This window comes from Polynucleobacter sp. 30F-ANTBAC (genome assembly GCF_018882385.1).
GTDB lineage: Bacteria > Pseudomonadota > Gammaproteobacteria > Burkholderiales > Burkholderiaceae > Polynucleobacter.
Genome location: NZ_JACVON010000001.1, coordinates 134566 through 147726, shown reverse-complemented (window position 1 = coordinate 147726; position 13161 = coordinate 134566). Strand labels below are relative to the sequence as shown.

The following is a 13161-nucleotide window of genomic DNA, read 5'->3' as shown; positions in this document are numbered from 1 at the left end:
CCTACAAGGTATCCCATGCTCGAGTTTTTACTAGATCCTAATACTATTATTGCGTTCTTAACGCTGGCAGCATTAGAGATTGTTTTAGGTATCGACAACATTATTTTCATCAGCGTGCTTGCCAATCGATTGCCTGCTGAAATGCGCGATCAAGTGCGTCGCTTTGGTTTGATGTTTGCGCTCGTTACTCGCATCCTTTTACTCCTTAGCTTGTCATGGGTGATGGGTTTAACCGAACCAATTTTCAACGCCTTCAATCAAGAAATCAGCGGTCGCGACTTAATCCTTTTAGGTGGTGGCCTATTCCTTCTCTGGAAGGCTTCAAAAGAGATTTACCTTGAGGTGGAAGCAGAAGAAGAGGAACCCATTGTCCAAGAGGATATGCAAAAAGCTGCTAATAAAGCCAAGGGGAAGGTGTTTTGGGGTGCCGTGGTTCAGATTGGTATCTTGGATATTGTTTTCTCACTCGACAGTGTGATCACTGCGGTTGGTTTAGTCGATGAGATCTCCATCATGGTTTCAGCAGTTTTGGTGTCCGTTGCCGTGATGCTCTTTGCTGCTAAATCAATTGGTGACTTCGTTCACAGACACCCATCGATCAAAGTTTTAGCTTTGTCATTCTTAACGGTTGTTGGCATGGTTTTGATTGCAGAGAGTATGGATATCCATATCCCTAAAGGCTACGTTTACTTTGCCATGGCGTTTTCATTGTTCGTTGAATTTCTTAACATCCGCGCTAGAACTAAGAAAAGTAACTTAGGTTCTTGATCCCTTTTTGTCTGGCAGGATCACCTGATTTTTAAATCAGTGATCTTGCCAAGATAAGATCTTGCCAAGTTTTAGATTTATCCAAGGCACGCTTTAAAAGGTGCTCTGGGTGATACGTGAGAACAATTGGCCACTCCATATCCGCCGCTTCTAAAGAATGCACAGCGCCTCTGAGCTCTTCAAAAGGCTCTGACATCTGTAGTATTTTCTTGCCCATGTCTGACCCCATGGCGACAATCACCTGCCCTGTGGCTTGGCCTCCTAATACATCGGTACTGGTGAGTATCTGCACCTCTGTTCGAGAGAGCATCAAAGAAGCCAAAATTTTGTCAAACAATAAACTGGCATCACCGTTTAATTGATCAACCACAAAGGTCCAAGCTTGTGCGTAAGCAGGGTCCATCGCTAAAGGCTGAACAGGTGCTGTTTGAGGCGGTTTAACAGGTGCTGCTGGCGCCTTTGGTGCTGGGGGTGCTGCTTGGGGTGTTGCCGTCTCTTGTGAAGCCGTCAGAGGCTGCGGCATATCGGCTGCTTGGGCTTGTGGAGCTTCTGATGGTGATTGGTCGACGGCATCGTCCGCATCATTTAAAACCCAGGTACTGATACCCATAGCGGTTAAGTAATCTGTTTGACTCATGGTTTGACTAATTCTTTCATCATGACTAAGGCATCTTCACGCGGGGCTTCATGAACGGGATAATAAGCTTTTCGGATACCCACTTGCTGATAATGCATTTTTTGGTACAAGCCAATCGCTGGTGCATTACTGGCTCTCACCTCTAAAAATAGCTTGAGAAAATTTTTAGCGATGGCTTGGTCTTCCATCACTAAGAGCATTTTTTTAGCATACCCTTGACCTTGATAGGATGGATCCACGGCAATATTGAGAAGGCTGATGTCATCCACACCAGGCATCAACACACAGTACCCTAACAATGTATCAGGTGCATCATCCACTCCCAATGCTCGTAATACATACGCCCAGTTCCCAGCCGTCAAGGAGTCTGTTAACTGACCTTTTGTCCAAGGGGCAAGATGAGCACGCTGCTCAATGGCCAGCACCTCATCCAAATCACGCACGGCCATGGGCAACAATCTAAGTTCTGACATGAATTTAGGAGTTATTCAGGCTTAGCCTGAGTGCGCTCAGCAATTGTTTGAGCTACTTTATCTCGGATATAAATCGGCTGAAGATCTTGTGCGCTGACCTGCAAACCTTTTTCAAGTGCATCAAAGCCTAAACGCGCAATAGATCTTGCATGCGGTACTGCATCCGCATCTGTTTTTTGCGCTTTAGCGGCATGAGTCTGCATTTTTTCTGGATAAGCTGTCACAGCATTACCTACCAAGCAAAAAGCTTGCTCAGGAAGTGCTACACACTCCGGTGCCGACAAATGAATATCCCCTAAGCGCTCGGGTAAGCCATTAGCTAGAACTTGATACTCGGCCCAATAGACCTCACTCATGCGTGCATCAACTGCGACTACAAGACGGTCACCTGATTGAAGCTTTAATGAATCAATGCCTTCTAGAGCAATGGCATCCAAACAAACGATAGGCAAACAAGGTAGATCACCACCGAGTGCCATACCCTGCCCAATCCCCACCCCAATCCGAATCCCCGTAAAAGCACCAGGACCAATGCCAACAGCAATCGCTTCAAGATCCTTAAAGAAGATATTGGCTTCACCGAGTAAAGCTTCTACCCAGTCCAAAGCGTGCTGGCTAGACTCCGGCCCTAGGTTCTCATGGCGAACCAAAGAAAAAGGAGGCTGGGACGAGTCCCGACCTCCTTGGGCATTGACCAAAGCCACAGAACACCACTGTGTCGAGGTGTCGATGGCAAGAATCGTCAATTAGATTTCCTCGTACAAAGGCAAGGTTAAGAACTCTTCAAACTTCTCGCTCGTGCTCATCGTGTCAAAGATCTCAGCAGCACGATCCCAATGACCTGTTGCACCGCTCGCTTTAACTTTTGGCAACTCTTCAGCAATCAGTTTACGAACCAACTCTTCAGTTACTTTTGTACCATCTTCCAAAACACCTTTTGGTGAACGGATCCACTGCCATACTTGTGAACGGCTGATCTCTGCTGTAGCAGCATCTTCCATCAAGTTATGAATTGGTACACAACCGTTACCAGCCAACCAAGCGCCTAGGTAATGGATACCCACGTTGATGTTCATGCGCAAACCAGCTTCTGTAATTGGTGTTTCTGGTTGGAAATCCAATAGATCGGCAGCTGTCACATTGACTTCAGGTTTTTGCTTGTCAAATTGGTTTGGACGATCGCCTAATACGGCTTTGAACTCTGCCATAGAAGCTTCAACCAAACCTGGGTGAGCAACCCAACCACCATCGTAACCATCGGTTGCGTCACGCTTTTTGTCATTAATGATGCCTTGCATCGCAATCGCATTTTTTTCTGGATCGTTCTTAATAGGAATTAAAGCACTCATACCGCCCATCGCTGGTGCACCACGCTTGTGGCAAGTCTTCAATAGCAACAAAGCGTAAGCACGCATAAATGGTGCAGTCATTGTCACCTTGGCGCGATCGGCCAAGCAGAAATTTTTGTCTAGCTTGAATTTCTTGATGCAAGAGAAGATGTAATCCCAACGACCCGCATTCAAACCAGCACTATGCTCACGCAACTCGTAAAGAATCTCTTCCATTTCGAATGCAGCCAAAATTGTTTCGATCAATACAGTTGCTTTGATCGTGCCACGTGGGAAACCTAATTCATCTTGCGTCATGCAGAAAATATCATTCCACAAACGAGCTTCTAAATGGCTTTCCATTTTTGGCAAATAGAAATAAGGACCTGCGCCACGAGCCAATTGCTCTTTAGCGTTGTGGAAGAAGAACAAAGCAAAGTCAAAAATACCACCAGAAACACGTTGACCATCCACGGTTACATGCTTCTCATCCAAATGCCAACCACGTGGGCGCACTTGCAAGGTCGCAATCTTGTCGTTTAATTTGTAAACCTTACCATTTTGCTCTAAAGACAATTCACGACGAATTGCCTTTTTCATATTAATTTGACCTTGGATTTGATTCGTCCAGCTTGGGCTATTGGAATCTTCAAAGTCTGTCATGTAAGAGTCAGCGCCTGAGTTGAAAGCGTTGATCACCATCTTAGCTTCTACTGGGCCAGTGATTTCAACACGACGGCATTGCAATGCAGCAGGAATCGCTGCTACTTTCCAGTCACCTTCGCGAATCGCTTTTGTTTCAGGCAGGAAGTCAGGTCTTTCACCAGCATCTAAACGCTTGGTACGCTCAACACGTGCCTTTAACAATTCTTGGCGGCGTGGTTCAAAAGCGCGATGAAGTTTAGCGACAAGGGCGAGTGCCTCAGGCGTCAAAATAGTTGCAAACTCTGGGGTAATTTCGGCACTAATAGCCATGCCTTGAGGCAAATTCGACATAAAAAACTCCTGTAAAACAAATAGTTATGGTTATAGGTACGCAAAGCGTTTTATTGCAAAAGAGACATTATGCCTTTTGGAAGAAAAAAAGTCCTCAGTCGCTAATTCCAACCAAGAAGTATTTATCTGTCATTTTTACCATTGGTGTCAACCAAACTCATTTATCACGCGTTGAAGGTACAAGGACACTTTAAAAGGAGCCTTCGGTGAGATACGGTTTTAACCATTTATCAGATGACGAGTTTGTTAGTTTGTGTAAAGAGTTGAATAAAAACAAGGGCTTACTCTTGATTGGGGCTATTCGTGAATTGCCACCCAAGCTAGCCGCGTTCTCTGAATGGCGTAAGGGTCTGACCTACATGTCGGCCTATGCTTAAAACTTTTCGTGTGTAAGATTTCAATAGACAAACGCCACATCCAAGATGTGGCGTTTATTTTTTTAGCTACAGTTTGCTGGGTGTCTTAGCTTAAAGCTGCAATCACCTCTGCTGGAGCCTGAACCAATTCAATCAAAACTCCTTCGCCAGCTATCGGAAACTCCTCATTGGCTTTGGGGTGTAAAAAAGTAATGTCGTAGCCTGCGGCCCCCTTACGAATGCCACCGGGTGCAAATCGCACACCTTGAGCAGTTAACCACTCCACTGCTACCGGCAAATCATCCACCCATAGACCAATGTGATTCAAGGGTGTCGTGTGCACCGCTGGCTTTTTCTCAGGATCAATCGGTTGCATCAAATCCACTTCCACCTTGTAAGGACCTTTGCCCATAGAGCAAATGTCCTCATCCACGTTTTCGCGTTCCGATTGAAAAGTACCTGTGACTTCAAGACCCAACATCTCCACCCACAACTTCTGAAGTTTGGTTTTATCAGGTCCACCAATGGCTACTTGTTGGATCCCTAGGATCTTGAAAGGCTTCGTTACGGTTGAGTTCGTCATATCCGCCTTATTCAAATCGAAGAATTTGTTGATCAACAGCCAAACTCTCGCCCTTAGCGGCCATGATTTCAGCAATCACACCATCTTGCGTAGCTAATAAAACGTTTTCCATCTTCATTGCTTCGATTGCCGCCAAACGCTGACCAGCTTCGACTTTTTGGCCCACTGTCACCGCCACATCCACCAACAAACCAGGCATCGGTGACAAAAGGAATTTCGACATATCTGGTGGTTCTTTGAAAGGCATCAACTTTTGCATTTCAGCACCTTGTGGCGTCAAGACCAAACTATCAACACGCACACCATCAAACTGAATACGGTAGAACAAATCTGTTCGCTCTACTTGTGCAGCGATTTCTTGACCATTCACGGTAGCACTGTAAATGATTTGACCAGGATTCCAATCTGTCTCAATGTCATAGGTCTTATTGTTAACCGTGACGTGATAACCCTTAGCCGTTTCCTCAAGAGAAGCGTCGACATAATCCATCTTGCCCGGTTCACCAGATGCCACCACAAAGTGGCTAGGGATTTTGACCTCATGCCCCTCTAGCTGACCGTAAATACCAGCCGCACGCTCCAAGTAACGGCGATGAACTGCTGTTGCTAGAGCATCCATCAATCCTAAATCGGTTGGCTTGACATCACTGGCACGGAAACCGTGCGGAAACTGCTCTGCAATAAAACCTGTATTGAAATCACCCGAAATAAAACGTGGGTGCTGCATCAATGCTGCCTGGAAGGGAATGTTCGAGTGAATGCCACGAATCACAAATTTGTTTAAAGCAGCACGCATCTTGGTAATGGCATCCATACGATCTTTGCCATGCACAATCAATTTGGCAATCATCGAGTCGTAGTACATCGGGATCTCACCACCCTCATACACGCCGGTATCCACACGCACACCATCCACTTCTGCTGGCGGCTGGTATCTCACCAAGCGACCGGTAGAAGGCAAGAAACTACGGTATGGGTCATCCGCATTGATACGGCACTCCATTGACCAACCGTTGCGCTGAATATCGCCTTGACCAAAGGATAACTTTTCACCGGCAGCCACGCGAATCATTTGCTCGACCAAATCTAAACCGGTAATGGATTCCGTCACAGGATGCTCTACTTGTAAACGCGTGTTCATTTCCAAGAAGTAGAAAGACTGATCCTTACCGACGACAAACTCAACCGTACCGGCTGATTGGTACTTAACGGCTTTAGCAAGCGCTACCGCTTGCTCACCCATCGCTTTACGAGTGGCTTCACTAATGAACGGTGATGGTGCTTCTTCAATCACCTTTTGGTGACGACGCTGAATCGAACATTCACGCTCCCACAAGTAAACCGTGTTGCCATGTGCATCACCCAATATCTGGATTTCAATATGGCGTGGCTCTTCAACAAACTTCTCAATAAATACGCGATCATCACCAAAGCTATTTAAAGCTTCATTTTTACAAGCAGAAAAGCCTTCAAACGCTTCTTTATCATTGAATGCAACGCGCAAGCCTTTACCGCCACCACCTGCTGAAGCTTTGATCATGACAGGGTAACCAATGCCTTTAGCAATCTCTACCGCTGCCTCAGGTGTATCAATGGCGTCGTTATAACCTGGAATGGTATTAACTTTGGCTTCATTGGCTAATTTCTTCGAAGCGATCTTGTCACCCATCGCAGCGATCGAGTGATGCTTAGGACCGATGAATATAATGCCTTCTTCTTCGAGACGTTTTGCAAAGGCTTCGTTCTCAGACAAGAAACCATAACCCGGATGAACCGCCTCAGCGCCTGTATCTTTGCAAGCCTTGATGATGTTATCCATCACCAAGTAAGACTCGCGTGAAGGAGCTGGGCCAATACAAACAGCTTCGTCAGCCAACTCAACATGGCGCGCATCTTTATCTGCTTCGGAATAAACCGCTACCGTTTTAATACCCATCTTACGGGCTGTTTTAATTACGCGGCAAGCAATCTCACCACGGTTAGCAATTAGAATCTTTTTAAACATGTTCTTTTCCTAATCGATTAAAGGGGAATGTTGCCGTGTTTGCGCCATGGATTTTCTAGATCCTTGTCTTTGAGCATTGCCAAAGAACGCGCCACACGCTTACGAGTTTCATGAGGCATGATCACATCATCGATGTAACCACGACGACCTGCTACGAATGGATTAGCAAATTTAGATTTGTACTCTGCTTCACGCTCAGCTAACTTTGCAGGATCACCCTTCTCTTCACGGAAAATAATTTCCACCGCACCCTTCGGTCCCATTACGGCAATCTCAGCCGATGGCCAAGCAAAGTTAACGTCACCTCTTAAGTGCTTAGAAGCCATCACGTCATACGCACCACCGTACGCCTTACGTGTGATCACTGTGATTTTAGGAACCGTGCACTCCGCATAGGCATAAAGTAATTTAGCACCATGCTTGATGATGCCGCCGTACTCTTGAGCAGTACCTGGCATGAAGCCTGGCACGTCTACAAAAGTCACAACAGGAATATTGAATGCATCACAGAAACGCACAAAGCGTGCGGCTTTGATCGATGATTTGATATCCAAACAACCAGCAAGTACCAATGGCTGGTTGGCAACAATACCCACCGTTTGACCTTCGATACGCGCAAAACCAATAATGATGTTCTTAGCGTAATCCGGTTGCAACTCAAAGAAATCACCATCATCTACCGTCTTGGTAATGAGCTCGTGCATGTCATAAGGCTTGTTGGCATTATCTGGCACTAGCGTATCTAATGAGTAATCCAAACGCTCAGCCGCATCCGCACCTTTTCTAACTGGTGGTTTTTCTTTATTGGATAAAGGCAAATAGTTAAAGAAACGACGCAACATCATGATCGCTTCGACATCGTTATCAAATGAACGATCACAAACGCCAGATTTTGTTGAGTGCGTCATCGCGCCACCCAACTCTTCAGCCGTCACTTCTTCATGTGTCACAGTCTTAACCACTTCTGGACCAGTCACAAACATGTATGAACTATCTTTCACCATAAAGATGAAATCAGTCAAAGCAGGCGAATAAACTGCACCACCCGCTGATGGCCCCATGATGAGAGAGATCTGAGGAATCACACCAGAGGCTGACACGTTACGCTGGAAAATCTCTGCATAACCACCCAAAGATGCCACACCCTCTTGAATACGTGCACCACCTGAGTCATTCAAACCAATCACAGGTGCGCCAACTTTCATCGCTTGATCCATGACTTTACAAATCTTCTCAGCATGAGCTTCGGATAGAGAGCCACCAAATACTGTGAAGTCTTGTGAAAACACAAATACCAAACGGCCATTGATCATGCCGTAACCTGTTACCACACCATCACCTGGCACGGATTCATCCGCCATACCAAAATCAGTGCAACGATGTTCAACGAACATGTCCCACTCTTCAAATGAACCTTCATCGAGTAAAAGTTCGATACGCTCGCGTGCCGTTAACTTACCTTTGCCATGTTGGGCATTGATACGCTTTTGACCACCACCTAGGCGCGCCTGCTCTCGCTTGGCTTCTAGTTGCTTAATGATTTCATGCATGGAAAGTGCTCCCTTATTTCTAAAACTGAATCAATAACTTTTAAATTGCGTTTTATTTACTGCTTCTCTTTACTTCATTAAATCCAATAATTTTCGAGCTGCTACAGATGCTGCAACCTCCCCCGCATTAACAGCACGGGTTAGATCCGGCAATAGTTTCTGCACAGCTTGGTTGTTTTCAAATCCTTGTTTTAAGCCTGCTTCAATGCGCTCCCACATCCAAGCTTGCGCTTGGTGTTGGCGACGTTGTTTTAAATGCCCGTGTTGAGTTTGTATGCTTTGAAATTGCATGACCAAGTCCCAAAACTCGGTAATACCCTCTGACTTCAAGGCACTCATTTTCATCACTCGAGGATGCCAAAGTGTTTCATCATGGTGAGCATGATCAGGATTACCGTGCATGCTAAATAAACGCAAGGAACTCATCACCTGACCTTGGGCACGCATGGCAGCATCCGGGTCTAGATCAACCTTATTAATCACCACCAAATCGGCCAATTCCATCACACCTTTTTTAATGGCTTGAAGATCATCGCCCGCATTGGGAAGTTGCAATAGCACAAACATATCCGTCATATTGGCCACAGCTATTTCACTTTGACCCACACCCACGGTCTCGACAATAACCACATCATGACCAGCGGCTTCGGCAACCAACATCGCCTCACGGGTTTTTTCAGCCACACCACCCAAGTTGCCAGAGGATGGACTGGGACGAATAAATGCTTTTTCATGAACCGATAAAAACTCCATCCGGGTTTTATCACCCAAGATAGAACCGCCGTTCACGGTAGAGGATGGATCAATCGCCAAAACAGCAACGCGATGCCCTTTTTCAATCAAGTACAAACCCAGCGCTTCAATGAAGGTGGATTTTCCAACTCCAGGAACGCCAGAAATGCCCAATCTAAAAGAGTTACCACTCTTAGGCAAAACTGCATTGAGTAAATCATCCGCTCGCAAGCGATGATCAGGACGCGTCGACTCCAGCAACGTAATCGCCTTTGCCATCGAGCGACGTTGAGCAGCACCAGGCTGTGCGCCTGGGCCACAAATCGCATCCACGAGAGCTTGGTCTTGTGCGTCCACTCAGTTGGGTCTTTTCAGTTGAGTTTGATGATTTATTTCTTGAGCGCTAAACGAATTTGCTCAAGTACATCTTTGGCAGATGCCGGTATCGGTGTCCCTGGGCCATAAATGCCCTTCACACCCGCCTCATAGAGCTCTTCATAGTCTTGACGAGGAATCACGCCACCCACGAAAACAATGATGTCATCAGCGCCTTGCTTTTTAAGCTCCGCAATGATCGCTGGTACCAAGGTTTTGTGTCCTGCAGCTAGTGTTGAAATACCCACTGCATGTACGTCATTTTCAATCGCTTGGCGAGCACACTCTTCTGGCGTTTGGAACAAAGGCCCCATATCCACATCGAAGCCCAAGTCAGCAAATGCTGTCGCCACAACTTTAGCACCACGATCATGGCCGTCTTGACCGAGCTTGGCAATCATCACACGAGGATGACGACCCTCTTCTTTAGCAAAGTCAGCGATTTCTGTTTTTAATTTATCCCAACCTTCGGCTGAGTCATAAGCAGCTGCATACACACCAGTCACCTTTTGAGTATCGGCGCGATGGCGCCCAAAAACTTTCTCTAATGCATCGGATACTTCACCCACTGTCGCTCTTAGGCGAATCGCATCTATCGCTAAGCCTAATAAGTTACCTGTATTCGTTTCGGCAGCTTGCGTCAATGCATCTAATGCGGCTTGAACCTTCGCACTATCTCGCTTCGCTTTGACATCTTTCAAACGAACGATCTGTGAATCACGAACCTTGTTGTTATCAATCGCCAAAATATCAATGTTGTCTTCTTTGGCTAACTTGTATTTATTAACGCCAACAATCACATCTTTACCAGAATCGATGCAAGCTTGTTTTTCAGCAGCAGCAGCTTCAATTTTTAACTTAGCCCAGCCACTCTCTACAGCTTTGGTCATGCCACCCATGGCTTCCACTTCTTGAATGATTTCTAAAGCTTTATCCGCCATGTCATGCGTGAGCTTTTCCATCATGTAAGAACCCGCCCAAGGATCGATCACATTGGTGATGTGCGTCTCTTCTTGAATGATCAACTGGGTATTACGTGCAATCCGTGACGAGAATTCAGTTGGTAAAGCAATCGCTTCATCAAATGAATTGGTGTGCAACGATTGTGTTCCGCCAAAGACAGCCGCCATTGCTTCCACCGTGGTACGAACCACGTTGTTGTAGGGATCTTGCTCTGTCAGTGACCATCCGGATGTTTGGCAATGGGTGCGCAACATCAAGGATTTAGGGTTCTTTGGATTGAACTCTTTCATGATCTTCCACCACAACAAGCGAGCAGCGCGTAGCTTGGCCACTTCCAAGTAGAAGTTCATACCAATGGCAAAGAAGAATGACAAACGACCCGCGAAGTCATCCACATCTAAACCTTTGGTTAAAGCAGTTTTGACATATTCTTTACCATCGGCAATCGTGAAGGCCAATTCCAAAGCTTGGTTAGCACCTGCCTCTTGCATGTGATAACCCGAAATAGAAATGGAATTGAACTTCGGCATGTTCTGAGAGGTGTACTCAATGATGTCACCAATAATGCGCATGGATGGCTCTGGTGGGTAGATGTAGGTATTACGCACCATGAACTCTTTCAGAATGTCATTCTGAATCGTGCCCGACAACTGATCTTGCTTCACACCCTGCTCTTCAGCTGCTACAACATAACCAGCCAAGATAGGTAATACAGCGCCGTTCATGGTCATAGAAACAGAAACCTTATCCAATGGAATTTCATTGAACAGAATCTTCATGTCTTCTACTGTATCAATCGCCACACCAGCTTTACCCACATCACCTGTCACACGAGGATGATCAGAGTCGTAACCACGATGGGTTGCCAAGTCAAATGCCACGGATACCCCTTGACCACCAGCAGCTAGAGCTTTACGGTAGAAAGCATTCGACTCTTCTGCTGTTGAGAAACCAGCATATTGGCGAATCGTCCAAGGACGAACGGCATACATCGTTGCCTGTGGGCCACGAACAAATGGCTCAAATCCTGGTAAGGTGTTGGAGAAAGGTAAACCTTCGGTATCGGCAGCCGTATAAAGAGCCTTGAGCTTGATATCATCCGGTGTCTTCCAACCCAAAGCATCGACATCGCCATTAGGGGCTGACTTACCGGCTGCTTTTTCCCAAGCTTCCATACTTGGGTTTGTAAATGACGGCCACTTGTTATTACTTGAACTCATCTTTTCTCCACGACACATGAACTAATAAGCGTAATTTAACAGATTATTCTTGATAATTCCCTTGCATTTTTAATTTTTTGAATTCATAATTCATAATTCAAAATGACATTAAATCCAAGACCTCTCTACGAAGAAGTAGCTGAAAGATTGCGTACCAGCATCTTTTCGCACGAATTCGCCCCTGGCGACTGGATAGACGAACAAGCTCTCGCCATTCAGTATGGTATTAGTCGCACCCCCATGCGTGAAGCCATCAAGGTACTGGCTGCAGAAGGCTTGATCACCATGAAAATGCGTCGTGGCGCCTATGTGACCGAAGTTTCAAAGTCGGACTTAAGCCAAATCTTTACTGTATTAGCCCTCCTAGAAGGTCAAGCCTGTCGCGAAGTGACCCAAAAGGCGACTGAAAAGGAGTTGGAGGATTTGGATAGCATCCATTTAAAACTGGAGCGCTCAGCGGCAGATAGAGATTTAGATCAGTTTTTTGCAATCAATCAGCAGTTTCATGACAAGATTCAAGAGATTTGCGCTAACCCATGGATGCAACGTGTGATCCATGATTTAAGAAAAGTCCTCAAACTCCAACGACGTGACTCTCTCAGCAAACGAGGTCGATTAGAAAGCTCGCTGTTAGAGCACCGCAAAATACTGTCTGCCCTATTGGCTCGAGATGCAGAGTTATCTGAGAACCTCATGAAAGAGCATTTATTACAAGGTCAGTTGGCGGCTAGATAAGGCATGATCCTAATAAACGAAATTCAAAAAAGGTATTAAAAAAGCCGCTGAATCATAAGATTGAGCGGCTTTTTATTGGCTTAGGGATGGTTACTTCTTCATCACCATTGTGCCAGGCAAGCTAGAGATATAAGCTGCCATGTCTTTTAGATCCTGATTCGAAAACTGAGCCACTTGACCTGCCATGATCGCGTTATTACGACCAATGTTAGGGTTATTAGTCACTTTGTAGGCCTTGAGTGCATGGTACAAGTAATCAGCCGGTTGACCTGCTAACTTAGGATACTCTGCAACTACTGGGTTGTTAAGGTTTTCACCGTGGCAAGCAATACAAGCACCCTTAGCAACAAGTTCTTGACCCTTTTTTAGATCAGCAGCATTGGCTGACAATACGAAAGATGCTGTTACAGCAGCCATCAAAATGCGTTTCATATTAGGCT

13 protein-coding genes are annotated in these 13161 nt (G+C 45.8%); 3 read left to right on the top strand and 10 right to left on the bottom strand.

Annotation, left to right across the window (positions count from 1 at the left end):
- Positions 1–15: 15 nt before the first annotated feature.
- Positions 16–768 carry a TerC family protein gene (locus tag ICN28_RS00800; RefSeq protein WP_216285499.1) on the top strand — a complete coding sequence of 251 codons (753 nt, stop codon included), beginning with the start codon at positions 16–18 and terminating at the stop codon, positions 766–768.
- Between the two features lie 31 nt (positions 769–799).
- On the opposite strand, the gene ICN28_RS00795 is transcribed toward ICN28_RS00800, so the two are convergent.
- From ICN28_RS00795 to aceB, 4 genes are read right to left on the bottom strand one after another with little or no spacing between them, the layout of a single operon-like run.
- Positions 800–1405 carry a hypothetical protein gene (locus ICN28_RS00795; protein WP_216285498.1) on the bottom strand — a complete coding sequence of 202 codons (606 nt, stop codon included), beginning with the start codon at positions 1403–1405 and terminating at the stop codon, positions 800–802.
- A complete protein-coding gene (gene rimI / locus ICN28_RS00790; RefSeq protein ID WP_216285497.1) occupies positions 1402–1878 on the bottom strand; it encodes a ribosomal protein S18-alanine N-acetyltransferase in 477 nt (158 codons plus the stop codon). Before rimI ends, ICN28_RS00795 begins: the two co-directional genes overlap by 4 nt.
- An 11-nt stretch (positions 1879–1889) precedes the next feature.
- The gene (gene tsaB, locus ICN28_RS00785; protein ID WP_216285496.1) at positions 1890–2624 is read right to left on the bottom strand and encodes a tRNA (adenosine(37)-N6)-threonylcarbamoyltransferase complex dimerization subunit type 1 TsaB; all 735 of its coding nucleotides are present in this window, start codon (positions 2622–2624) and stop codon (positions 1890–1892) included.
- Positions 2625–4202, bottom strand: a complete 1578-nt coding sequence (gene aceB / locus ICN28_RS00780; RefSeq protein ID WP_216285495.1) for a malate synthase A — start codon at positions 4200–4202, stop codon at positions 2625–2627.
- Positions 4203–4408: 206 nt separating this feature from the next.
- Here aceB and ICN28_RS00775 point away from each other — a divergent pair, with 206 nt between their 5' ends.
- Positions 4409–4579: a hypothetical protein gene (locus ICN28_RS00775; RefSeq protein WP_216285493.1), complete on the top strand. Its 171-nt coding sequence runs from the start codon at positions 4409–4411 to the stop codon at positions 4577–4579.
- An 85-nt stretch (positions 4580–4664) separates the two neighbouring features.
- On the opposite strand, the gene ICN28_RS00770 is transcribed toward ICN28_RS00775, so the two are convergent.
- The 5 genes from ICN28_RS00770 to scpA form a co-directional block, all read right to left on the bottom strand.
- Positions 4665–5141, bottom strand: a complete 477-nt coding sequence (locus ICN28_RS00770; protein ID WP_216285491.1) for a VOC family protein — start codon at positions 5139–5141, stop codon at positions 4665–4667.
- Positions 5142–5148: 7 nt separating this feature from the next.
- Positions 5149–7146, bottom strand: a complete 1998-nt coding sequence (gene accC, locus ICN28_RS00765; RefSeq protein ID WP_216285488.1) for an acetyl-CoA carboxylase biotin carboxylase subunit — start codon at positions 7144–7146, stop codon at positions 5149–5151.
- A gap of 17 nt (positions 7147–7163) precedes the next feature.
- Positions 7164–8696, bottom strand: a complete 1533-nt coding sequence (locus tag ICN28_RS00760; RefSeq protein ID WP_216285486.1) for an acyl-CoA carboxylase subunit beta — start codon at positions 8694–8696, stop codon at positions 7164–7166.
- 69 nt (positions 8697–8765) lie between these two features.
- Positions 8766–9785, bottom strand: a complete 1020-nt coding sequence (gene meaB, locus ICN28_RS00755; RefSeq protein WP_370626426.1) for a methylmalonyl Co-A mutase-associated GTPase MeaB — start codon at positions 9783–9785, stop codon at positions 8766–8768.
- A 32-nt stretch (positions 9786–9817) separates the two neighbouring features.
- Complete coding sequence (scpA, locus tag ICN28_RS00750) at positions 9818–11986, bottom strand: methylmalonyl-CoA mutase (protein ID WP_216285484.1); 2169 nt, start codon at positions 11984–11986, stop codon at positions 9818–9820.
- A gap of 102 nt (positions 11987–12088) precedes the next feature.
- Between scpA and ICN28_RS00745 the strand changes: the two genes are divergently transcribed.
- Positions 12089–12721, top strand: coding sequence for a GntR family transcriptional regulator (locus ICN28_RS00745; protein WP_216285482.1), 633 nt, complete (start codon positions 12089–12091; stop codon positions 12719–12721).
- Positions 12722–12811: 90 nt separating this feature from the next.
- Here the strand turns inward: ICN28_RS00745 and ICN28_RS00740 are convergent, their stop codons facing one another.
- Positions 12812–13153: a cytochrome c gene (locus tag ICN28_RS00740; RefSeq protein ID WP_216285480.1), complete on the bottom strand. Its 342-nt coding sequence runs from the start codon at positions 13151–13153 to the stop codon at positions 12812–12814.
- Between the last annotated feature and the right edge of the window lie 8 nt (positions 13154–13161).